The organism is Entomomonas sp. E7T21, from assembly GCF_058693955.1.
Genome location: NZ_CP191672.1, coordinates 90,660 through 113,431 on the forward strand (window position 1 = coordinate 90,660; position 22,772 = coordinate 113,431).

Sequence of the window (22,772 nt, forward strand, 5' to 3'; positions counted from 1 at the left end):
ATATACCCTTTATAACATCAAAATAATGGAGAACTCAGCCATGTTACAGAGTATGACCGCATTTGCACGCCATGAATTATCTATTAATGAAGGGGTTTTATGCTGGGAAATACGCTCTGTTAATCATCGTTATTTGGAGCATAGCTTCAAATTACCTGAAACTTTTCGAGTGCTTGAATGGCAATTAAGGGATATCCTAAAAAAAGAAATCTCTCGTGGTAAAGTAGAATGTACATTTACTTTCTCCCCTAATGCTCAAAATAATCCTCTACAAATAGATTCAGAACGTGCTAAACAACTTGTTCAAGCGGCAGAACAAATCTCTGAGTTAACTATTAATCCCACGCCAATAAATCCTTTTACAGTATTATCTTGGCCTGGCGTATTGATCAATGAACAAGCTAATCATGAACTATTACAACAACAAGCTATTGAACTATTTTCTGACACACTCAAAAATTTGAAAGAGAATAGAGCAAGAGAAGGACAGGAACTACAGCAATTATTAGATGATCGTTTAGTCAGTATTGATAATGAAGTTAATAAACTACGCCCACTTATCCCAGAAATGTTAGATAATCAGCGCCAAAAAATATTAACACGCTGCCAAGAGCTACAAGTAGAAATTGATAATCAACGTTTGGAGCAAGAACTTGTATTGCTTGCTCAAAAATCAGATGTGGCTGAAGAATTAGACCGCCTACAAACCCATTTAACCGAAGTACGCCATACCTTTAATAGTAAAGAACCCTGCGGCCGTCGTTTAGACTTCTTAATGCAAGAACTTAATCGTGAAGCCAACACATTAGGTTCAAAAGCATACGATACACGGACCACACAAACAGCTGTAAATATAAAAGTACTTATAGAACAAATGCGTGAACAAGTACAAAATATTGAGTAGCCATTCTTAAGTAAAAAAATGAGACTCTTTACTAGCAATTTTGACTTTCTAAAAGAACATGATCCTATATTCTTCGAGTTAACCCATACTGCTGAGCAAGTATTTGCTAGTGATCCAAATACTACTCTAATTAAATTGCGCCAATTAGGTGAGGCATTTGCTAAAGATATTGCCACTAGATGTGGTATTTACTTTGATGATACAACCCCCCAAGTCGATCTTATTCATCAAATTGATCGAGAATTAAGATTAGACCCTACTATACGTAATCTTTTTCATACCATACGAGTTGAAGGCAATAAAGCTACTCACGAATTTAAAACCGAACACAGAGAGGCCATTAATGGTTTAAAAATGGCGCGTAGCCTAGCTGTTTGGTATCATCAATCTTTTGGTAAAGAGGGTAGTAAATTTAATCCTGGAAGTTTTATCACTCCACCAGACCCTAGCCAAAAACTACGTGAATTACAAAATCAAATTAATCAGCTACGAGCAAGCAATGAAAAATTTGAAGATAACCAGCAATTACTAAACTTATTAAAAAAAGAAAAGCAAGAATATGCTGTATTAGCAGAGCAAATGGATAAAGAAGCTCGTACACTAGCAGAACAAGTTAAACAACAAGAAGAAGCTTTACAGAAACAACAAGAATCCTTTGAAACACACATTCGATTACTACAAATAGAACTTGTTGAGCAAAACAAAAAAAAACCTCAACAAACTGTAAAACAACAACAAATTATTAGTGAGCAAATCAAAGAAGCAAATCAACAAGTTTTTTTAACAGAAGAATTAGCACGTTTAATAATTGACCAACAACTTACTGAAGCTGGCTGGCAAGCAGATAGTTTAGAATTAACATGGGATAATGGCGCTCGTCCTGAACAGGATAAAAATAAAGCTATTGCTGGTTATCCTATTTTTTATCAAGGCAATGCTGCCTATGCAGACTATATTTTATTTTGTGGCATGATTCCCATTGCTGTTATAGAAGCTAAATGTGAAAACATTAATGTTGCAGATAAAATACGCCAAGCAGAAACCTATGCTCAAGGGTTTCAAATTGAACCTCTAATGCAAGCACCTTGGTTATTAGCCCAACGTAATCGGCCTTGGACTAGCCATGATAATACTCCCTATATTATTCCCTTTGTCTATTCCAGTAATGGCCGCCCTTACAATAGCCAACTTGAAGAAAAATCTGGTACTTGGTTTCGAGATTTACGTGAGACCAACAACTTAGCCCAAGCATTACAACACTTTCATACACCACAAGGATTATTAACTAAACTAACCCATGACATAAGTGCGGCTGAACAAGCTTTACAACAAGAAAATTTTGCTCAACTATATTTACGAAGTTATCAACAAGCAGCTATTCAAGCGGTAGAAAAGGCTATCTTAAATAATCAGCGTAATTGTTTGATTGCAATGGCTACAGGAACAGGTAAAACAGTTGTTATCAATGCCCTAATATATCGATTTTTAAAAACCAACCGATTTAAACGTATTTTAGTCTTGGTTGATCATGCTGCGCTGGGCTTACAAACAGAAGATATACTTACTAAAACCCTCGATGAACAATATCAAACCTTAGCAAAACTTTATAATTTAACAGAACTATCAAATCACATTGATGACTTAAGTAATCATCTACAATTAGCTACTGTACAAAGTATGGTAAAAAGCATTTTTGCCTCTGATACATCACCTTCCATCGATAGTTTTGATTGTATTATTATTGATGAAGCACATAGTGGTTATATGCTAGAACAGGAAATGATAGAGGGGGAGTTAGCGACTAGGGACTCTCAACAATATATAGAAGAATATCAACAGCTTATTAACTACTTTGATGCAGTTAGAGTTGGCTTAACGGCTACACCAGTAAAGCATACTACAGATATATTTGGAAAACCTGTTTACAGTTATTCTTATCGTGAAGCAGTAGCTGATGATTACTTAATTGATTATGAGCCTCCTATTATTTATCAAACAGAATTAACACAACATGGTATTCATTTTAATAAAGGCTATAACATCAATATTATTAATGCTCAAACAGGTAATATTGAATCAGCAGAATTAGAGGATGAGCTTAATTTTGATATTGAAAACTTTAATCGGTTCGTTATTAACAAAAGTTTTAATGAAATTATCTGTGAACAACTCGTTCAAGAATTAAATCCCTTTGGAAAAGAAAAGACACTTATCTTTTGTGCTTCCGATTTACATGCAGATATGGTTAAAAATTTGCTTGATAAAGCATTTACTAAACTTTACCAAGAGTCATATGACCAAACTGCTGTTGCCAAAATTACTATTGGCAGTTATAACCCTGAACAACTAATTACAGCTTATAAAACAGAGCAATACCCCAATATCGCTATTACTGTTGATTTATTAGCAACAGGTATAGATATTCCACAAATCTGTAATTTAGTATTTTTACGCCATGTAAAATCTCGAATTTTATTTGAACAAATGCTAGGCAGGGCTAATCGCCGTTGTGATGAAATTGGTAAAACTGTTTTCCGAATTTATGATCCCATTGGTAATTGTCAGTCTTTACAAGAGGTTGTTACCATGCAACCCTTACATAAAATTGATACGCCTTTAACTAGTTTACTAGAACAATTTACTGATAATAAATATTTAAAAGATGCCCTAAACACTACAAGCAATCTACCTAATAAAACACAGGCTGATCTACTGCTTGATCAAATATGTCAAAAAATCATGCGTATTCTGCGTAGAGCAAATTATCAAGCGGAACATGATAAAGTTATTAAAGAAAAACTAGATGAAACAAGCACTATATGGGGTATTACACCTTATAAATTAAATAACTACTTACAACAAATAGGTGCCAAAAAAGCAGCTGATTTTTTTAAGACACGTAAAAGTTTTTTAAAAGAATTACGAGAAATTAAACAATTACTAGCAGGCAATCACTATCAGATTATTTCTGAACATGCAGATAAGCTCATTAATCGTAGCCAACTATATGGTCAATATAATAATCCAAAAGATTTCTTAGACAGTTTTAAAACATTTATTCAACAACAAATAAAACTCTCTAAAACACTTAATAAAACTTTACTTAAACCTAACAATATTACCAAGACTGAATTAAAAGAAATCAGGTTACTATTGGATAAAACTGGTTATAGTGAAACCAACCTACAAATTGCATGGCGTAACCAATACCACCAAATTATCGATGCAGGCTTAATAGGTTATATTCGTCACGCTGCAATAGATGAACCTTTAATTCCTTTTGAAAATAGAGTTGAACAAGCTTTACAAAAAGTACATCGTTTATATAACTGGACACCTATTCAACGCCAATGGTTAAACCGTTTAGCTGAACATCTAATTTTTAAAGAAGTGTTAGATAGAAAATCCATAAACAAACGCATTAATCAAGCCTATGGCAGCTCTATAGAAAAGTTGGATCAACTACTTAATGGCCAATTAAATGAGGTATTAACTACCCTAAAAAAACTTTGGCCTGAAGAACAAGAACTTCAAAGCCCAAGAGTTATAGCAGAAACTATCAGTGAGTCTACTATCAATATTGAATCATTAATCACCCAACCCAAGTTCGAGCAAAAAACTCAACAAACCAACAATTTCATAGGACTTATAAAACAACTTTTAAAGATTAAATGATTCATTAGCGCCAACTCAATATAGGTGTACTCTGTAATCTCTTATAACTACTTATAAACTAAGTTGAGGAATATAACTATGACTACTAATAATCTTAATTTAACTAATATCATGGAGAATATTCAACAGCAATTAAAAGACAATGCTGACGAGATTACCCAAGTAAATAGCCAACGGTTCTTTAAAGAAACAATGACTACCATGGCATTAAAATAGCTATAGTACAAAAAAACTGAAATCAAAGCACAAGCTATGGCTAAATAAAACCAATAGCCAAAATAATCGTTTTAAGTTTAAATATATAATAAATGCCCTTATATATACTTATTAGAGTAATTTTTTTAATTTGTGATTAATTGATGTTGGCTGATTTATATGGCTATCTATGTAGACAATGTACGTGTTCCCCATATGGGTAAATTGTGGTGTCATCTCGTAGCGGATACGTTAGATGAACTACATCATTTTGCTAAACGTTTGGAAATTCCTCGCAGAGGCTTTCATTATGATGCATCCTATCCCCACTATGATATAACCATAGAATTAAGGGAAATGGCTCTACAACTAGGCGCAATCGCTGGTAATCGTAGAGATATTATTCGCTGTGCAAAGCAACTAAAAGAACAATTTCAGGATTCTTTCTACTGATTATATTCCCAAAATTACTATTTTCTATCGATCTAATACAGATTACTAAGTTTTTACCAACAAGATAAGTGATATACTCCAACCCTATAAAGAATATGCAAGCCTGTGCATACAACCGCTATAAAAATGTGATTACCCTATGACTTTACCTATTGAAGCAGTAAAAAACTATTTACTATCATTACAAGATAACATTTGCCAAACCTTAGAAGTAGAAGATGGTAAAGCAACATTTATTGAAGAAAGTTGGAATCGTCCAACAGGTGGTGGCGGACGTACTCGAGTTATTAGTAATGGTGCCATTATTGAAAAAGGAGGCGTTAACTTTTCTCATGTCTATGGACAAGGGCTCCCTCCCTCAGCTACGGCACATCGTCCAGAGTTAGCTGGTAGAAACTTCCAAGCAATGGGAGTTTCACTAGTTATTCACCCTGAAAATCCACATATTCCTACCTCCCATGCCAATGTTAGGTTATTTGTAGCAGAAAAAGAAGGACATGCGCCTGTTTGGTGGTTTGGTGGTGGCTTTGACCTAACTCCCTATTATGCCGTAGAAGAAGACTGTATTTATTGGCATCAAGTTGCCTACGATGCTTGTAAACCCTTTGGTGAAGAAACATATCCTCGTTTTAAAAAATGGTGTGATGAATATTTTTATCTAAAACATCGTATGGAACCAAGAGGTATTGGTGGTTTATTTTTTGATGATTTAAATGATTGGGACTTTGAAACCTGTTTTGCTTTTATCCAAGCCATTGGTAATGCTTATACTAAGGCTTATATTCCGATTATCAAACGTCGCAAAAATACTCCTTTCACCGAACAACAAAGAGAGTTCCAAGCTTTTCGCCGTGGTCGCTACGTAGAGTTTAATCTCGTATATGACCGTGGCACATTGTTTGGCTTACAATCTGGTGGTCGTACAGAATCTATTTTAATGTCATTGCCTCCAGAAGTTCGTTGGGGATACAATTGGCATCCTGTGCCAAATACACCTGAGGCTGAGTTAACAGAGTACTTTTTAACAAATCGTAATTGGCTAAATATTTAATTTGAGAGTGAATTTATATATGGATCACTATGCCGTTTTCGGTAACCCTATAGCTCACAGTAAATCACCTATTATTCATCGATTATTCGCACAACAGACTAATCAAAAAATAATTTATGAGCCTATCCTTGCTCCTATAGGTGGTTTTGCTGCAGCAATTAAAAAGTTCCTTGAAACAGGCCAAGGTTGTAATATTACTGTTCCCTTTAAAGAAGAAGCCTATCACATAGCAAATGAGCTAACACCCAGAGCACAACTAGCAGGAGCAGTTAATACCTTAAAGAAACTAGCAGATGGTACTTTGCTAGGTGATAATACTGATGGTGTTGGATTAGTACGTGACCTAAAAAATGCTAGTATTAATCTAAAGGGTAAAACTATCTTATTATTAGGTGCTGGTGGGGCTGCTCGTGGTGTGATTGAACCCATTCTCAACGAACAACCACAACACCTACTAATAGCTAATCGTACGTTAAATAAAGCTGAAATCTTAGTTGAACTTACAAAACATCTAGGTTATATCAGCGCGCATAGTTACGAAACCCTAATAGAGCCTGTTGATTTAATTATTAATGCTACTTCTGCCAGCCTGAGTAATGAGTTACCTAATATCAATGCTCAACTTATACAACCTAAAAAAACTATTTGCTATGACATGATGTACAGCAAAGAGCCTACAGTTTTTTGTCAATGGGGTAAAAAAAATGGGGCGGCTAAAACTATTGATGGCTTAGGAATGTTAGTAGAACAAGCAGCTGAAGCCTTTTCCCTTTGGCGAGGCGTTCAACCTAAAACAGATACTGTTCTGAAATTTCTTCGTCAACAATTAGTAAGGGATTAAATTTTATTATTTATAAACTGAGTCTCCATTATCCCAATCTTTCTTAATAAAAAGCCAATAAATTAATTTATAGTTTCAGTTATTTACTAAATGTAACCTATAATTATATTTATCCAATACTTTTATTATTTAATATGCTATTTCTGAAGCTTTTATGCAAAATATAAAAACTATTCTACAATATGATTTTGTACCATTTGACTTTATAAAAAAAGTAAAATGGCTACTCACTACATGCATCACATTAACATTTATCTTATTTTACTTTATGGATGTTGTTGTAATTACGGATTTGATTGCCAATATTTCTATTGTCTCATGGTTAATTGTTGCTACAAGCCGCTTAAAAATCTTAAATATTCTTATTATATTTTTATTTAGCACAATTATGGCTCTTGAGATAGCATATGTTATTGAAAATAGCGAGCGAATAAGTTTAGTTATCTTAGAATCTGTTATCGATACAAATATAGTTTATGGTATTTTTGTAGCTAAAATTATCCTATTAATCTCAATACCTATAACTGTACTATTGTGTTTTCTCTTTATTAAATCTGTTTCTGAAATTAAAAAATTTTCTTTTAAAAAACAAATTATTTTCGCATTCATTCTATTTGCAATTAGCATTGCAGATGTTTCTAGCAGAATTCATTCTATTTATAATACTTTTGATGAACGTGGAAAAGAAGATTTCTCTACAATTCCTTTAATAATGTTAGCTCCAACAATGCAAATTTTTTATCCCTTCATTTTAGGAGATTCCTTTTGTTTAGTTAGCTATATTAATGAGGTTAGAAAAATTAACACAAATATCCATCATACAGCATGGCCTGAAGGTATTAAATTATCATATACTAAAGAAACGCCCTTAAAAATTGTTGTAATACTGGGTGAAACAGCTTTAAGACAGCACTTTTCACTTTATGGCTATGAATTTCCAACTACCCCTAATTTAAATAACCTTTATAAAAATAACGAAATCACTGTATTTCAGAATGTTATATCAGGCGCTCCTATTACAAGAGAATCCATAAGACTATCTCTCTCCTATGCAACCCCACATAATAAAAACAACTTTTATAATTATAAAAATATCGTTGAAATGGCTCACATTGCTAATTACGAAACATTATGGTTTTCAACAACTCATGAAACTGCTGTATACAGTAATTATGTAGGAATGATCGCCAAAAGCAGTAATATTTTTTATGATTCGAACTCCCATGATTTATTAGGTACAGAGGAAGATCTCGTTCTACCCGAACTATTAGATAAACACTATGAGACAGGGAAAAAACAGTTTTTTGTTTTACATATGCAAGGAAGTCATATGGATTATCTTGAAAGATTTGATAAAAAAGATAAGGAGGCCCTAACTACTACACCAGAAAATACTAACTATGATAGAACAATACATCACACAGATAGGGTCTTATTAAAAATAGTAGATGTAATAAGAAAACACGATGAAAATACTGTAATGATTTTCATCTCTGATCATGGTGAAATTATTAACAAAGGCCATGGTATGGTTTTTGGTGGAGGTGCTCTTCAATATGAAATACCATTTATTACTTTACAAAATAAAAATAAACTTAACATTGAATCCCTGATAGATGCATATCGTAGCAATAACAATATATTGAACACTATTAATTTGAATTATATTCTTCTTGAAATTATAGGATTTGATATAGATAATCATTTAATAGAACAGTCTAAGTGATGGATTATATGTTTATCATTCAGATGGTATAGCTTATAAATTTGATGATATCAAATCAGGCAAAGCTCCTTGCAAAGATCAAAAGCAATGCAAAGCACAATAAAAAAATACCCAGCAAAATGCTGGGTAAAAACCGTGATTAGCCTGATGAGGAGACAAACCAAACAATCTCAAACAGAAGATCGGATACTTTGACTTGCCAGTTGGTCTTGCGATCAACTTGGATAAATATTAATGATTATCATTATCATTTGCAAGAACTTTTTAAAATAATTAATATATCTATTAAATAAACTAAATTATCTATAGTAATATAAATAATTACAGTCTACCGTTAGACTAATATCTCTCATGTCATGAGGGAAATAAATTGAACTCTGATAGTTTTTAGTTTATCCAATATCAACAATAATTAAATTTAATCTAAATAAAGGGTAAGTTATGAGCAATATACGTAAAGAATATGATTCAATGGGTGAAATTGATGTACCTGCTGACAAATATTGGGGAGCACAAACCGAGCGCTCTATTCATAATTTTAAGATAGGTGTTGATCGCTTTAAGATGCACCCTACTATCATCCATTCATTTGGTATTCTAAAAAAATCAGCAGCCCTAGCGAATAGAGATCTAGGTGAAATACCTAGCAATATTGCAGATGCCATCGCCAAAGCAGCGGATGATGTTATTGCTGGAAAATTAAATGATAACTTCCCCCTTGTAGTATTCCAAACAGGCTCTGGCACCCAATCCAATATGAATGGCAATGAAGTAATTGCTAATCGTGCAGTAGAAATATTGGGTGGGCAAATTGGTGATAAAAAAGCGGTTCATCCCAATGACCATGTAAACTGTGGCCAATCATCCAATGATACATTTCCAACCGCTATGCATATTGCTGTTGTATTAGAGTTATTTAACAGACTTTTCCCTGATGTTAGCCAGTTAAGAGATACTCTACAGAAAAAAAGCGAACAATACAGAGAAGTGGTTAAAACAGGTAGAACTCATTTACAAGATGCTACCCCTATTACGCTAGGTCAAGAAATTAGTAGCTGGGTAGCACAAATTGATTTTGCCTTAGATACTGTAAAAAATACCCTACAAGGTGTTTATAGTTTAGCTATTGGTGGTACTGCTGTGGGTACAGGTTTAAATGCTCATCCACAATTTGGTGATCGTTGCGCTGCCAATATTGCTGAGCTTACAGGACACCCTTTTATTTCATCTAAAAACAAATTCTTTTCTTTAGCAGCACATGATGCTTTAGTTAATGTTTCTGCTGCATTAAGAACACTAGCAGGTTCCTTATTAAAAATAGCTAATGATGTTCGTTGGTTAGCCAGTGGTCCTCGTTGTGGTATAGGGGAAATTCTTATTCCAGAAAACGAGCCTGGTTCTTCTATTATGCCAGGCAAAGTCAATCCAACCCAATGCGAAGCCTTAACCATGGTATGTGCGCAAGTATTTGGTAATGATGCAACGGTGGCCTTTGCAGGTAGCCAAGGTAATTTTGAATTAAATGTTTATAAACCTGTGATGGTACATAATGTATTAGAAAGTATTGACCTACTCTCTGATGCTTGCCTATCCTTTAATGAGCATTGTGCTGTAGGTATTGAACCTAACTTACCTGTTATTAAAAAACACTTAGAAAATAATCTAATGTTAGTAACAGCACTTAATAAACATATTGGTTATGATAAGGCTGCTCTTATTGCGAAAACAGCTCATAAGGAAAACAAAAGCTTAAAACAGGTAGCTTTAGAGTTAAATCTAGTATCAGCAGAAGACTTTGATAAATGGGTTGACCCATTAGCGATGACTAATTTGAATAGAAGCCAGCTCTAATCTTAACAACAGCACTTTAATTCCAATACAGTGTTAGAGTGCTTAATCTGCTCTATAATGCCATTTTTTATCCTTAAAATCATAATTATAAGTATCAAATGGCATATTTGGACTGGGGGAGAGAAGCATAGGATAAAAATTCGTTTTTTCATTGCAATTATAGAAAAACCGATATTTGCCATTTAACTTACTACTGAGTAATTTATTAAAAATCACTGTTTCAGGATACTGATTTTTCTCTTGTTTATAATGATCTAAAAATATAATCACCTGACTTGCTTCTTGTTTCCAAACATAATAAAGATAATACTGCCCTAATAATCCTAATGTTATTGCAACTAGCCAAAGAGCAAACTTAGTGAATAAAACGTTCCATTGTCTACGAAATAAAGAAATAGCTACAAATAATAGAAAGCAAGGTACTAAAAAAAATAGCATAATTACTTGAATGAGTAGCCCTTGTTGCAGAAGACCTAGGCCAACAAAAATTACAGCAAAAAATATGCTTGCTACAGAATAATCTTTCTTTAATTTTGACTTATTTAATCCCTTATTCATTATTTTCTCTCGTTTTTAACTGTTTAAATTAACTCAATATTAACTATTTTACTGATAAACCAGTTATAATAATCAGTTTTCACACGGTAATATTAATAGGTTTTGTGATGGAAATTAATCCTATTCTAAACACAATAAAAGATTTAACAGAACGCACCGAAGCCATTCGGGGGTATCTTTGACTACGATCTTAAAAAAGATCGCTTAATTGAGGTCACAAGAGAATTAGAAGACCCTACCATTTGGAATAATCCAGAACAAGCACAAAGCTTAGGCAGAGAGCGCTCACAATTAGAACAAGTCGTAGCCACTATTGATGAAATGACGGGTGGTCTAGCCGATGCCAAAGACTTATTAGAAATGGCAGTGGAAGAAAATGATGAAGCTGCCGTTGCCGATATAGAAAAAGAAGTCAACCGCTTAAATAGTGTTATGGAAGTACTTGAGTTTCGCCGTATGTTTAGTGGTGAAATGGACCCTAATAACGCTTATCTGGATATTCAATCAGGTTCAGGCGGTACTGAAGCCCAAGACTGGGCAAATATGCTATTACGTATGTACCTACGTTGGGCAGATAGTCATGGTTTTAAGACACAGATTGTTGAACTATCGGCTGGTGAAGTAGCTGGTATTAAATCGGCTACAGTTCATATTGAGGGAGAATATGTATTCGGCTGGTTACGTACTGAAATTGGTGTACATCGATTAGTAAGAAAGAGCCCTTTTGACTCTGGAAATCGTCGCCATACCTCTTTTGCTGCTGTATTCGTTTCACCTGAAATTGACGATAATATTGAAATTGATATTAACCCAGCAGATTTACGCATTGATACTTACCGCTCATCAGGTGCAGGTGGACAGCACGTTAATACCACTGATTCAGCAGTACGTATTACCCATATTCCTACTAATACTGTAGTAAGCTGCCAAAACGAACGTTCACAGCATGCGAATAAAGACCATGCCATGAAAATGTTACGTGCTAAATTATATGAGTTAGAAATGCAAAAACGTAATGCAGCTGCTCAAGCATTAGAAGACACTAAATCTGATATTGGCTGGGGTAGTCAAATTCGCTCTTATGTACTAGACCAATCTCGTATTAAAGATTTACGAACTGGTGTTGAAAATACTAACTGTGATGCCGTATTAGACGGTGACTTAGATAAATTTATTGAAGCAAGTTTAAAACAAGGCCTCTAATTTTAAGCGATATAAACGAGAAACAATATGACTGAACAAACCATACAACAGCAGGATGAAAACAAACTGATCGCACAACGTAAAGAAAAATTAGCTGCTTTACGAGATAAGAACTCAGTTGCTTTCCCTAATGATTTTCGTCGTAATAGTTATATTACTGACCTCCTAGCCTTTGGTGAGGGTAAGGATAAGGAAACATTAGAGGCTGATAAAAAACAGATCAAAATTGCTGGCCGTTTAATGTTAAATCGTGGTGCTTTCTTAGTTGTACAGGATATGACCAGTCGTATTCAACTGTATGTAGACCGTAAGAATTTACCTGAAGAAACCCTTGTAGATATCAAGACTTGGGATTTAGGTGATATTATTGGTGCAGAAGGCTACTTATCTCGTTCCAATAAAGGCGATCTATTTATTCACTTACAAGATGTTCGTCTACTCACCAAATCATTACGTCCTTTACCTGATAAACATCATGGTTTAACCGATACAGAAATGCGTTATCGTCAACGTTATGTAGATCTAATTGTTAATGACGAAGTGCGTAATGTTTTTAAAACACGCTCAAGAATTATTAGTCATATCCGTAAATTTTTAATAGATCGTGATTTTATCGAAGTAGAAACACCTATGTTACAAACCATTCCAGGTGGTGCGGCAGCCAAACCTTTCCAAACTCACCACAATGCATTAGCTATGGATATGTTTTTACGTATCGCTCCTGAGCTATATCTAAAACGTCTAGTAGTAGGTGGTTTTGAGAAAGTATTTGAAATTAATCGTAACTTCCGCAATGAAGGGGTTTCAACTCGTCATAATCCAGAGTTTACCATGATTGAATGGTATCAGGCTTATGCCGACTATGAAGATAATATGGATTTAACGGAAGAGTTATTCCGCGAACTGGCCTTATTAGTATTAGGTACCACAGATGTGTCTTACCAAGGCAAAGTATTCCACTTTGGTGAACCATTCGCTCGGTTATCTGTATTTGACTCCATATTAAAATATAACCCTGAAATTACTGCTGATGATCTAAAAGATATAGAAAAAGCACGCACCATTGCTAAAAAAGCAGGGGCTGATGTAAAAGGTTATGAAGGTTTGGGCAAATTACAAACCATGATCTTTGAAGAACTAGTAGAACATAAACTAGAACAGCCAACCTTTATTACCCAATATCCTTTTGAAGTATCACCATTAGCTCGTCGTAACGATGAAGATCCTAGTGTTACTGATCGCTTTGAATTATTTATTGGTGGTCGTGAAATTGCTAATGCTTACTCTGAGCTTAATGACGCTGAAGACCAAGCAGAACGTTTTATGCAACAAGTAAAAGATAAAGATGCTGGCGATGATGAAGCCATGCACTATGACGCTGACTTTGTTAATGCATTAGAATATGGTATGCCACCAACCACAGGTGAAGGCATTGGTATCGATCGACTAGTAATGCTATTAACTGATTCACCTTCTATTCGTGATGTGATTCTATTCCCTCACATGCGCCCTTTAGATAAATAATAAAAATCCAACAATGGGCTAATACCATCCTAGCCCATTGTTGCTAAAATACTTTTTCCATACCCTTGTTATTAACGACTTATCTTGAGAACAAAACAATGAATAACTATAAGATTTTTAAAAACTCTTTAGGCATTTATGAAGCTGTTAAACAAGGTTGGTCTTGGCCTGCATTTTTCTTTGGCATTATCTGGACGTTTGTAAAAAGAATATGGTGGCTTGGTTTTGGTCTTTTTATTATTTCAATTCTCCTACAAACTATTGTAGGTGCTGCTGTAAAAGACATGCCTATGGAAGAAGCAGTGGCGATTATAAATGGTATCGGGTCAGTATTTGGTATAGTTGTATGCCTGCTATTAGGGATATATGGCAACAGCTTAAGAGAAAAAAACTTAATCAGTAGAGGCTACACACAAGTAGCAACTATTACAGCTGAAAGCCCACAGCGGGCTATTACCTTATTTCTTGAAGGTGAACATTCTCAACTAATAATGTAATACTTAACTTTCTTTAGAACCATCATTACAAATATTATTTATTTGCTATGTACCTACTCTTTCTAAAATATTTCTTTCCTTTATTAAACAATAACACTGTACTAAAATTAATTATTGTCAGTAATGTAATAATCACAGCAAAATTATAATAGTTCAATTGAACCAATCATAAGTTTGGATGCTAATAATTTAACTGTGGTTTGCTATTTTTATAGATAAGGTATAAGGATTATTTTATGAGAACAATGACTGCTATTGTTGTTGCAATATTATTGGCCATACCAACTATAACCCTTGCTCAAGAGCATTCAATATCTAACAGCAATACTAAATATCACTTTGATACTAGTATTGCAATTGGTACAACAGATGCTGGAGACATGACTTATCGTTTTTCGATCACATCTCCATGGAATGTAAATTGGCTTAATTCCTTTGCAGGTTATATATCAGGCTATTGGGATTTTGGCTATACCTACTGGCAAGGGGGTGATAAAGCAACTGGCAACCATTCACTTTCTTTTGCACCAGTATTTACTTATAACTTTAATACAAACAGTGAAATAAAACCCTATATTGAGGCTGGAATAGGTATTACTGGTTTCTCAAGAACACGCGTTTCTAATAAAAAACTTGGCTCAGCTTTTAATTTTGAAGACCGTTTAGGATTAGGCATTACATTCTTAGATAGACAAAAACTTGGTTTACGGGTTATACATTACTCCAATGCTGGCATTAAAAAACCCAACCAAGGTATAAATAATTACTCCTTATTTTACAGTTACGCTTTTTAATTATATTTATAGTTATTTAGGGTCAACATATCCTAATTAACTTATTAAAAACTTTTTCATGCTAATGAACAGTAATCTTACAACTTAACTGTTTGGCAGGCGCTTGTTCTTTTTCCCAAGGTCTATGATAAATTAAATCTAACTGATCACTACCTATTGCTTCTGCTCTAAAAATCCATAAAGACTGTCCACCCACACCTACTCGTGGTTCACCATCCGTTTTATCTTGCTGATAATTATCATCCTCAACCACTTTTAAGAAATGAGGCTGATTTACAAGTGACCAACGATACCCTGTAGTTGGATTACTTGGTAAATTAACCACTAACTCTTGGTTAACTGCTAATTTAATAGATTGACAAGCAAACTGATCCATTACAACTAAAGGGGCAATCGCTTTACTCGCACAACTAACTAATAAGATACTAGCAGCAATGAGAACAATAAGTCTCAGTAATATATCCCATCTCTTTTTATAAATTAGCAAATCCATCTCTAATCTCTTGTTCAGGTAAATTTAAACCAATAAAAACTAACACACTTTCACGTTTTTCATCTGCTTGCCAATCTCTATCCCAATCAGCACTATATAGCTTTTGCACACCTTGAAATAATAAACGACATGGCTCATTAGCAATGGATAATATACCTTTGTAACGTAAAATCTGATCACCATAAGTAGTTAGTAAATTATCCATAAAATCAGATACCCCACTTAATTCCAAAGGTTTATCCAGACGCACTACCATCGATTGAATACTATTAGTTTGCTGATTAGCCATAACTGGGCTAAATATAGGTGTAGCAATAGTTAACTGATCATTTAAAATAAAACCTTCAATATTAAATAATACAGTTAAGTCTATTTGTCCTTGGATAACTTTATAGATTGGTGCTCTTACATTAATTTTGCGTAATCTTTGCTCTAAAAGATCAGTATCAGGATTAATATCTGTTTTTGTAATTAAAATACGATCAGCATAACCTACTTGAGCTTGTGCTATAGCAAATTGATCTAACTGCTGCATAGCATGTACTGCATCAACTAAAGTAATAACACCATCTAATAAATAGCGTTCACCCAATACTTCCGAAGAGAAAAAAGTTTGAATAATTGGGCCAGGGTCAGCCATACCGGTACATTCAATAATAAGATGATCAAACTCTAATAACCCATCATCCACTGCATCTAGTAAATCATATAAAGCATCAGATAATTCATTCTGACTGCTACAACAAATACAACCATTACTTAGTGTGGTAATTTGGGTAGCCCTATCACCTAATAAAGTATTATCAATGGCTACTTCACCAAATTCATTTTCAATAACCGCTATTTTATAGCCATGCTGTTCTTTTAGAATATGCTGTAATAATGTAGTTTTTCCAGCACCTAGAAAGCCTGTCAAAATTGTAGCTGGAATAGCTGACATAAAAATTCCTTAATCGCTAGATTTACTCAACAACAACGAAAACCACCCTTACCCCTACCACCATAACGCGCTTCTTGACGCTCACGGAAGAACTCTTCATAAGTCATCACTGGCTTATCTGGATGGTTATTTTTCATATGAGCAACATAATTATCATAATCAGGCATACCTACTAGCATTTTTGCTGCCTGACCTAAATACTTACCCGCTTTACCTAAATTACCAAACATTACACGTTATCTCCAGAAAATCCAGCACTATAAAAATAATGCTGGATTTCTTTATTACTTAGTGAGTAAGCGATGTTTTAACACCACCCTCTGGTAAAGGTTGATAAGGGGTTTCCTTATCTGTTCGTTGTGGATTTTTAGACGCTTTAAGTGCTGTCTTAAATCCAAAGAACAAAATACTAGCAACCACTAATAAGAATAAGATACTTAAGCCTGTATTAGTGTAGTTATTAATTACCACATTCTGCATATCATGTAATGATTTTGCTGGAGCTAAAACTTCACCTGCACGCAACGCGTCTTGATATTTTACCGCTTGAGCATAAAAGCCCATAGGTGCATCAGCAAATATTTTAATAAAGCTAGCATAAGTAGTACAAATCAATAACCAAACTGCGGGTAATGCCGTTACCCAAATATATTTGGTTTGTTTCTTCTTCACTAAAATGGTAGTAGCAAGAATTAACGCAACTGCTGCTAACATTTGGTTGGAAGTACCAAATAATGGCCATAAAGTATTTACGCCACCTAGTGGATCTACCACACCTTGATAGAGTAAATAGCCCCATAAGGCCACACAACCACCTGTACCAACGATATTAGCACCCCAAGATTCGGTTTTCTTAAGTACAGGAATAAAGTTACCTAACAAATCCTGTAACATAAAGCGACCAGCACGAGTACCTGCATCCACAGCGGTTAAAATAAATAACGCTTCAAATAAAATAGCAAAGTGGTACCAGAAAGCCATCATATTCTCACCTGGCAATGCCTGATGAAGAATTTGTGCAATCCCCACAGCTAACGTAGGAGCACCACCAGCACGATGTAAAATAGTATTTTCGCCAATATCTTTTGCTGTTTGAACTAAGACTGATGGTTCAATTGTAAAACCTAACTGCCAACTATTAATGGCTGCAGCCACAGCTTCTGGCGTATTACCTACAAGAGCTGGTGCACTATTCATTGCAAAATAAACACCTGGATCGATAATGGACGCAGCTACTAACGCCATAATAGCTACAAAAGACTCCATTAACATACCACCATAACCAATATAACGAGCATCTTTTTCATTGGCTAAAAGTTTTGGTGTAGTACCTGAAGAGATAAGTGCATGGAAACCTGATACAGCACCACAAGCAATAGTAATAAATAAGAATGGGAATAAATGACCTGACCACACAGGACCTTTACCAGTAGAGGCAAATTCTGTTAAAGCTGGCATTTTTAACGCTGGATTAAGATAAAAAATACCTATTGCTAATGCAACAATAGTACCGATCTTTAAGAAAGTAGATAAATAGTCACGAGGTGCTAACAACAACCATACTGGTAACATAGCAGCTACAAAACCATAGCCAATTAACATAAAGGTAACTGTTTTATGGTCAAAGTCAAATACTTTACTCCAGTAGGGATCAGCTGCAATAACGCCACCATACCAGATAGAAAGCAATAACAATACTAAGCCGACAATCGAAATCTCACCAATACGTCCAGGGCGAATATAGCGCATATACACGCCCATAAAAATGGCCGTTGGTATTGTTGCCATAACAGTAAATACACCCCATGGACTATGGGCTAAAGCATTTACCACAATCAAAGATAATACTGCCAAAATAATGATCATAATTAGGAAACAACCAAACAAGGCAATTGTACCTGCTATGGGGCCCATCTCTTCCTTAACCATTTCCCCTAATGAACTACCATTACGGCGAGTCGACAAGAATAAAACCATAAAATCTTGTACAGCGCCTGCTAGAACCACACCAGCAATTAACCATAAAGTTCCCGGCAAATAACCCATTTGCGCAGCTAGTACAGGTCCAACTAGTGGGCCTGCCCCTGCAATTGCAGCAAAATGGTGACCAAATAATACATGTTTATTGGTAGGAACATAATCTAACCCATCATTACGAATCACCGCTGGTGTAGCACGAGTTGGGTCTAATTGCATAACCCGTGTAGCAATAAAAAGACTGTAATAACGATAAGCCACTAAATAAATAGATATTGCGGCCACTACAATCCACAATGCACTAATAGGCTCCCCTCGCCTTAATGCAACAACCCCTAAACAACAAGCGCCCACTACCGCTAATATTAGCCATGGGACTTGACAAAGCACTTTATTAGTTTTCATATAAAACCCTTATCATGATTATAAGAAGCAATAATAATATACCGGATATAACATACTGTTACAAAGATGAAGTGTCATTATCTAAACATGATTAAGACTGTATTGAGAATTAGCCACAAGTAGTAGTTTTTATAATTTTATCAATAAATTCTCTACATCATCTACACCTCTTAACGTGTAAATGATGTAAAACGACTAATCAATCAACAAAAAATATCATAACAACAAATAGCGAAGCTTTAATATTAATCGCTATTTTTTCTTTTTAACGTATAGCACAAGATTATGATCTACCAGATCAAAACCATGACGTTCAGCAATTTTATGCTGTAACTCCTCAATTTCTCTGTCTATAAACTCTATTACTTCACCAGAGTCTACACACACCATATGATCATGATGATCACCATCAGCTAGTTCAAATACCGCATGACCACCATCAAAGTTATGACGAACCACAAGACCAGCTGATTCAAACTGCGTTAATACCCGATAGACTGTAGCTAAACCAACATCTTCCCCTGAGTCCATTAAAGATTTATACACATCTTCTGCACTCATATGACGATTTTCTGCAGCATCTAAAAGCTGTAGAATCTTTACCCTTGGCAAGGTTACTTTCAAGCCAGCTTTTCTTAATTCATTATTTTCTACCATATGTTTTCTCACTTTAAGCTTCGCAATGGGGCATAATAAAGGTATGATATTACAATTTAACTAGACAGTATAATATTAGTGGAAGTCTGTTTCTAATGCAAAAGCCAAAATTTACCTTATTTAGCGGCATAATAATAGGCCTTTTAACACTTTCAGGATGTTTTCCTAGTGTTTATAAAATTGATATCCAGCAAGGTAATATCATTACTCAAGATATGATTAACCAATTAAGGCCTGGAATGACACGTGCTCAAGTTAGGTATTTAATGGGTAGCCCACTGATTACCGATCCATTTCATGCTAATCGTTGGGACTATATATATAGTATCCAACCTGGTGGTGGCGCTATGCAACAAGAAAATGTGAGCCTAACTTTTAATACAGATAATCAATTAATTGGGCTTGCTGGTGATTTTCTACCTGGTATGACACGTGATGAAGAGATTTTAGGTGGTAAACCTACAGGAACAACAAGTAGCACCCCTACAGATGGTTCTGGCTCATTAGAGGAGCAGATTCAACGAGAAGTAGATAGCACAGAGATAATGGATATACCTATCCCTGATGCTCTATAGAATTCATGCATTAATAAAAAAGCCTGATTTTAGATCAGGCTTTTTTATTAGCAGCTTTTTCTGCTCTTCTTCTACGTACTTCTTTAGGATCTGCCTGCAAAGGACGATAAATTTCTATACGATCACCTTCCTGCAGCTCTTGTTGATCGATTCGTAATACTCGTTTACCAAAAATACCTACTGCATTATTTTGTAAATCAAGTTCAGCATATTGTTGTAATATACCGCTTAATTCAACTCCTTGTTTGACGGTGGTTCCTTCAGCTACAGATATAGCTAAAAGTGTTTGCTGATCAGGTAAGGCATAAGCTATTTCTACTTTTATCAACTTAGCCATACAATTCCTTTGCGCGTTGGCAGAACACATCTACCATAGTACCAGCAGCCTTATTAAATAAAGGCCCTAAAGTAGCTTTTATAATAACGTTACTGTAATCAAAATCCATTGCTAAATGAATTTTACAAGCATCATCACTTAACTGATTGAATGTCCACAACCCATGTAACTGCTTAAATGGCCCTTCTTGTAAATTCATTTCAATAGAAGTATCAGCAACAAGGGTATTCTTGGTAATAAAATATTGTTTAATCGGTCCCTTAGCTATTAATACCTTGGCCACCATTTCAGTATCAAAACTAGCAAGTATTTCAGTTCCTGTACACCAAGGTAAAAACTCAGGGTATTTTGCAACATCATTTACTAATACAAACATCTTGTGTGCCGAATAAGACAATAAGGCAGAGCGCTCAACATGTATTGTCATAACAACCTTAATTTAAGAGTTAATTCTTGTTACCTTTCAAGTAAAGTTTTATTCCATACCCCATTGCTAGCACAATAATCCATACTGGTATCAATTCCACAGAAAGCCTCATTCCCTCATCCATAGCTAAAATCACTAGCATTCCGGTTAAAAATATAAGGCAGAAAATATTACCTAGCGGATAAAATAGCGCCTTAAACTTAGGCGTAACACCCTCTTTATCCTTATGTCGTCTAAACATGATATGGGTAAAACTAATCATTGCCCAGTTAATGACAAGAGCAGAAACCACTAATGCTAATAATATAGAAAAAGCTTCTTTTGGCACATAATAATTTAGTATCACTGCAGTTAATGTTGCTAACCCTGATAATATCACCGCAAATATTGGTGTACCACGATGATTAGTATACATCAACTGTTTAGGCGCATTACCTTGTTCAGCCAAACCATAAAGCATTCTACTATTACAATATAAACCGCTGTTATACACAGACAGTGCAGCTGTTAACACCACAAAATTAAGCACATTAGAAACAATAGATTGATCTAAATCGTGGAATACTGTTACAAAAGCACTCTCATTAGGATTAATTTGATTCCAAGGGTGTAAACAAAGCAATATTGTTAAAGCACCAATATAAAAAATTAGAATTCGATAAATGACTTGATTAGTAGCCTTTGGAATAGTTTTTTCAGGCTGTTCAGCTTCTGCTGCGGTGATACCTATTAGCTCCAAACCACCAAATGAAAACATAATAATGGCTAAAGCAATAATGAGCCCTTCTATACCATTAGGCATAAAACCACCATGAGCCCATAAGTTTGTAACTGATGCTTCTGGCCCAGCACCACCAGAAAATAACAGATAGCCACCAAACAGAATCATGGCAATAACGGCAATCACTTTAATAATGGCAAACCAAAATTCTACTTCACCATAAATCTTAACAGCTGTTAAATTAATGGCATTAATTAGTATAAAGCAGCTTAATACAGAGATCCAAGTGGGCACTTCTGGTAACCAATAATGAATATATTGAGCCGCTGCGGTTAACTCCGACATACTCACCAAAACATAGAGCAACCAATAGTTCCAACCAGAAGCAAAGCCTGCAAAAGGGCTCCAATAACGATAGGCAAAATGGCTAAAAGAACCAGCCACCGGCTCCTCTACAGTCATCTCTGCTAATTGGCGCATAATCATAAAAGCGACAAAGCCGCCAATCGCATACCCTAATAAAATAGCAGGACCTGCAATTGTAATTGCTTTAGATGAACCTAAAAATAGCCCTGTACCAATAGCGCCACCTAAGGCAATTAACTGAATATGCCTATTGGTGAGACCTCTTGATAGCTGCCCAGAAGAGTCAATTCGGCTCACTAAGAACTCCTTGAATATAAATGTAACTAATTATTATAACTGCTACTAATATAAATAGATTAAAATAAATAGTATAGATTTTATTTACTAAAAACATCGACAATGAATACTTATATAAAATTACTCATTATACCTGTTCTATTATGCATCTTAACTGCTTGTTCGCCTGCTGAACCACCCTCTGAAACTTTTTTGGATAGTCAAAAACAGGCATTAGATAAAGCAAAAACGGTTGAACAAATTGGTTTTGATCATAAACAAAATATTGATGACATCTTAGAAAAAGCGGATCAAAACTAACTTTT

23 protein-coding genes are annotated in these 22,772 nt (G+C 34.9%); 14 read left to right on the plus strand and 9 right to left on the minus strand.

The annotated features are described in order from the left end of the window. The first annotated feature begins 40 nt into the window (after positions 1-40). The 8 genes from ACQVD9_RS00460 (at position 41) to fumC (ending at position 10,696) form a co-directional block, all read left to right on the plus strand. Positions 41-904 (plus strand): YicC/YloC family endoribonuclease, encoded by an 864-nt coding sequence (locus ACQVD9_RS00460; RefSeq protein ID WP_264746949.1) that lies wholly within the window; start codon positions 41-43, stop codon positions 902-904. Between the two features lie 18 nt (positions 905-922). After that, a complete protein-coding gene (gene hsdR / locus ACQVD9_RS00465; protein ID WP_264746950.1) occupies positions 923-4,579 on the plus strand; it encodes a type I restriction-modification system endonuclease in 3,657 nt (1,218 codons plus the stop codon). 78 nt (positions 4,580-4,657) lie between these two features. After that, positions 4,658-4,795, plus strand: a complete 138-nt coding sequence (locus ACQVD9_RS00470) for a hypothetical protein (protein WP_264746951.1) — start codon at positions 4,658-4,660, stop codon at positions 4,793-4,795. A 159-nt stretch (positions 4,796-4,954) separates the two neighbouring features. Then, a complete protein-coding gene (locus ACQVD9_RS00475; RefSeq protein ID WP_264746952.1) occupies positions 4,955-5,227 on the plus strand; it encodes a DUF4031 domain-containing protein in 273 nt (90 codons plus the stop codon). A gap of 139 nt (positions 5,228-5,366) precedes the next feature. Next, positions 5,367-6,278: an oxygen-dependent coproporphyrinogen oxidase gene (gene hemF / locus ACQVD9_RS00480; protein WP_264746953.1), complete on the plus strand. Its 912-nt coding sequence runs from the start codon at positions 5,367-5,369 to the stop codon at positions 6,276-6,278. A gap of 19 nt (positions 6,279-6,297) precedes the next feature. Next, positions 6,298-7,119 (plus strand): shikimate dehydrogenase, encoded by an 822-nt coding sequence (gene aroE / locus ACQVD9_RS00485; RefSeq protein WP_264746954.1) that lies wholly within the window; start codon positions 6,298-6,300, stop codon positions 7,117-7,119. A gap of 154 nt (positions 7,120-7,273) precedes the next feature. Then, positions 7,274-8,845: a phosphoethanolamine transferase family protein gene (locus tag ACQVD9_RS00490; protein ID WP_264746955.1), complete on the plus strand. Its 1,572-nt coding sequence runs from the start codon at positions 7,274-7,276 to the stop codon at positions 8,843-8,845. Positions 8,846-9,286: 441 nt separating this feature from the next. Further along, complete coding sequence (gene fumC, locus ACQVD9_RS00495) at positions 9,287-10,696, plus strand: class II fumarate hydratase (protein ID WP_264746956.1); 1,410 nt, start codon at positions 9,287-9,289, stop codon at positions 10,694-10,696. 42 nt (positions 10,697-10,738) lie between these two features. Here the strand turns inward: fumC and ACQVD9_RS00500 are convergent, their stop codons facing one another. After that, a complete protein-coding gene (locus ACQVD9_RS00500; RefSeq protein WP_264746957.1) occupies positions 10,739-11,254 on the minus strand; it encodes a hypothetical protein in 516 nt (171 codons plus the stop codon). 107 nt (positions 11,255-11,361) lie between these two features. Between ACQVD9_RS00500 and prfB the strand changes: the two genes are divergently transcribed. The 4 genes from prfB to ACQVD9_RS00520 all read left to right on the plus strand — a co-directional run bounded on the left by prfB (position 11,362) and on the right by ACQVD9_RS00520 (position 15,272). Further along, positions 11,362-12,457 (plus strand): peptide chain release factor 2 gene (gene prfB, locus ACQVD9_RS00505; protein ID WP_264746958.1). Its coding sequence is split into 2 segments (ribosomal slippage): positions 11,362-11,433 and positions 11,435-12,457, totalling 1,095 coding nucleotides; the frame shifts between segments, so codons are not numbered across the junction. A 27-nt stretch (positions 12,458-12,484) separates the two neighbouring features. Beyond that, positions 12,485-13,981 (plus strand): lysine--tRNA ligase, encoded by a 1,497-nt coding sequence (gene lysS, locus ACQVD9_RS00510; protein WP_264746959.1) that lies wholly within the window; start codon positions 12,485-12,487, stop codon positions 13,979-13,981. 98 nt (positions 13,982-14,079) lie between these two features. Next, positions 14,080-14,478: a DUF2628 domain-containing protein gene (locus tag ACQVD9_RS00515; protein ID WP_264746960.1), complete on the plus strand. Its 399-nt coding sequence runs from the start codon at positions 14,080-14,082 to the stop codon at positions 14,476-14,478. A gap of 236 nt (positions 14,479-14,714) precedes the next feature. Next, positions 14,715-15,272, plus strand: coding sequence for an acyloxyacyl hydrolase (locus ACQVD9_RS00520; RefSeq protein ID WP_264746961.1), 558 nt, complete (start codon positions 14,715-14,717; stop codon positions 15,270-15,272). A 61-nt stretch (positions 15,273-15,333) separates the two neighbouring features. On the opposite strand, the gene ACQVD9_RS00525 is transcribed toward ACQVD9_RS00520, so the two are convergent. The 5 genes from ACQVD9_RS00525 to fur form a co-directional block, all read right to left on the minus strand. Next, complete coding sequence (locus tag ACQVD9_RS00525; RefSeq protein WP_264746962.1) at positions 15,334-15,765, minus strand: protease inhibitor I42 family protein; 432 nt, start codon at positions 15,763-15,765, stop codon at positions 15,334-15,336. After that, a complete protein-coding gene (gene yjiA / locus ACQVD9_RS00530; protein WP_264746963.1) occupies positions 15,746-16,705 on the minus strand; it encodes a GTPase in 960 nt (319 codons plus the stop codon). The genes ACQVD9_RS00525 and yjiA overlap by 20 nt, the downstream gene beginning before the upstream one ends. Before the next feature lie 26 nt (positions 16,706-16,731). After that, on the minus strand, positions 16,732-16,935 hold the full coding sequence (locus ACQVD9_RS00535; RefSeq protein WP_201092899.1) for a YbdD/YjiX family protein: 204 nt from the start codon (positions 16,933-16,935) through the stop codon (positions 16,732-16,734). Positions 16,936-16,993: 58 nt separating this feature from the next. After that, entirely contained in the window at positions 16,994-19,087 is a 2,094-nt protein-coding gene (locus tag ACQVD9_RS00540) for a carbon starvation CstA family protein (protein WP_264746964.1), read from the minus strand. Between the two features lie 252 nt (positions 19,088-19,339). Beyond that, positions 19,340-19,744, minus strand: coding sequence for a ferric iron uptake transcriptional regulator (fur, locus tag ACQVD9_RS00545; protein ID WP_264746965.1), 405 nt, complete (start codon positions 19,742-19,744; stop codon positions 19,340-19,342). A gap of 95 nt (positions 19,745-19,839) precedes the next feature. Here fur and ACQVD9_RS00550 point away from each other — a divergent pair, with 95 nt between their 5' ends. Then, the gene (locus tag ACQVD9_RS00550) at positions 19,840-20,319 is read left to right on the plus strand and encodes an outer membrane protein assembly factor BamE (protein WP_264746966.1); all 480 of its coding nucleotides are present in this window, start codon (positions 19,840-19,842) and stop codon (positions 20,317-20,319) included. A 34-nt stretch (positions 20,320-20,353) separates the two neighbouring features. Here the strand turns inward: ACQVD9_RS00550 and ACQVD9_RS00555 are convergent, their stop codons facing one another. The 3 genes from ACQVD9_RS00555 to ACQVD9_RS00565 are packed head-to-tail and all read right to left on the minus strand — an operon-like array spanning position 20,354 to position 22,467. Then, positions 20,354-20,656 (minus strand): RnfH family protein, encoded by a 303-nt coding sequence (locus ACQVD9_RS00555; protein ID WP_264746967.1) that lies wholly within the window; start codon positions 20,654-20,656, stop codon positions 20,354-20,356. Beyond that, a complete protein-coding gene (locus tag ACQVD9_RS00560) occupies positions 20,649-21,083 on the minus strand; it encodes a type II toxin-antitoxin system RatA family toxin (RefSeq protein ID WP_264746968.1) in 435 nt (144 codons plus the stop codon). The genes ACQVD9_RS00555 and ACQVD9_RS00560 overlap by 8 nt, the downstream gene beginning before the upstream one ends. Before the next feature lie 19 nt (positions 21,084-21,102). Continuing rightward, positions 21,103-22,467 (minus strand): amino acid permease, encoded by a 1,365-nt coding sequence (locus ACQVD9_RS00565; RefSeq protein WP_264746969.1) that lies wholly within the window; start codon positions 22,465-22,467, stop codon positions 21,103-21,105. 102 nt (positions 22,468-22,569) lie between these two features. Here ACQVD9_RS00565 and ACQVD9_RS00570 point away from each other — a divergent pair, with 102 nt between their 5' ends. Then, the gene (locus ACQVD9_RS00570) at positions 22,570-22,767 is read left to right on the plus strand and encodes a hypothetical protein (RefSeq protein WP_264746970.1); all 198 of its coding nucleotides are present in this window, start codon (positions 22,570-22,572) and stop codon (positions 22,765-22,767) included. Positions 22,768-22,772 lie beyond the last annotated feature (5 nt).

Excerpts from the sequence above, each read along its gene's own strand:
- ACQVD9_RS00460 (WP_264746949.1), top strand. The coding sequence starts at position 41 with ATGTTACAGAGTATGACCGCATTTGCACGCCATGAATTATCTATTAAT.
- hsdR (WP_264746950.1), top strand. The coding sequence starts at position 923 with ATGAGACTCTTTACTAGCAATTTTGACTTTCTAAAAGAACATGATCCT.
- ACQVD9_RS00470 (WP_264746951.1), top strand. The coding sequence starts at position 4,658 with ATGACTACTAATAATCTTAATTTAACTAATATCATGGAGAATATTCAA.
- ACQVD9_RS00475 (WP_264746952.1), top strand. The coding sequence starts at position 4,955 with ATGGCTATCTATGTAGACAATGTACGTGTTCCCCATATGGGTAAATTG.
- hemF (WP_264746953.1), top strand. The coding sequence starts at position 5,367 with ATGACTTTACCTATTGAAGCAGTAAAAAACTATTTACTATCATTACAA.
- aroE (WP_264746954.1), top strand. The coding sequence starts at position 6,298 with ATGGATCACTATGCCGTTTTCGGTAACCCTATAGCTCACAGTAAATCA.
- ACQVD9_RS00490 (WP_264746955.1), top strand. The coding sequence starts at position 7,274 with ATGCAAAATATAAAAACTATTCTACAATATGATTTTGTACCATTTGAC.
- fumC (WP_264746956.1), top strand. The coding sequence starts at position 9,287 with ATGAGCAATATACGTAAAGAATATGATTCAATGGGTGAAATTGATGTA.
- ACQVD9_RS00500 (WP_264746957.1), bottom strand. The coding sequence starts at position 11,254 with ATGAATAAGGGATTAAATAAGTCAAAATTAAAGAAAGATTATTCTGTA.
- lysS (WP_264746959.1), top strand. The coding sequence starts at position 12,485 with ATGACTGAACAAACCATACAACAGCAGGATGAAAACAAACTGATCGCA.
- ACQVD9_RS00515 (WP_264746960.1), top strand. The coding sequence starts at position 14,080 with ATGAATAACTATAAGATTTTTAAAAACTCTTTAGGCATTTATGAAGCT.
- ACQVD9_RS00520 (WP_264746961.1), top strand. The coding sequence starts at position 14,715 with ATGAGAACAATGACTGCTATTGTTGTTGCAATATTATTGGCCATACCA.
- ACQVD9_RS00525 (WP_264746962.1), bottom strand. The coding sequence starts at position 15,765 with ATGGATTTGCTAATTTATAAAAAGAGATGGGATATATTACTGAGACTT.
- yjiA (WP_264746963.1), bottom strand. The coding sequence starts at position 16,705 with ATGTCAGCTATTCCAGCTACAATTTTGACAGGCTTTCTAGGTGCTGGA.
- ACQVD9_RS00535 (WP_201092899.1), bottom strand. The coding sequence starts at position 16,935 with ATGTTTGGTAATTTAGGTAAAGCGGGTAAGTATTTAGGTCAGGCAGCA.
- ACQVD9_RS00540 (WP_264746964.1), bottom strand. The coding sequence starts at position 19,087 with ATGAAAACTAATAAAGTGCTTTGTCAAGTCCCATGGCTAATATTAGCG.
- fur (WP_264746965.1), bottom strand. The coding sequence starts at position 19,744 with ATGGTAGAAAATAATGAATTAAGAAAAGCTGGCTTGAAAGTAACCTTG.
- ACQVD9_RS00550 (WP_264746966.1), top strand. The coding sequence starts at position 19,840 with ATGCAAAAGCCAAAATTTACCTTATTTAGCGGCATAATAATAGGCCTT.
- ACQVD9_RS00555 (WP_264746967.1), bottom strand. The coding sequence starts at position 20,656 with ATGGCTAAGTTGATAAAAGTAGAAATAGCTTATGCCTTACCTGATCAG.
- ACQVD9_RS00560 (WP_264746968.1), bottom strand. The coding sequence starts at position 21,083 with ATGACAATACATGTTGAGCGCTCTGCCTTATTGTCTTATTCGGCACAC.
- ACQVD9_RS00570 (WP_264746970.1), top strand. The coding sequence starts at position 22,570 with ATGAATACTTATATAAAATTACTCATTATACCTGTTCTATTATGCATC.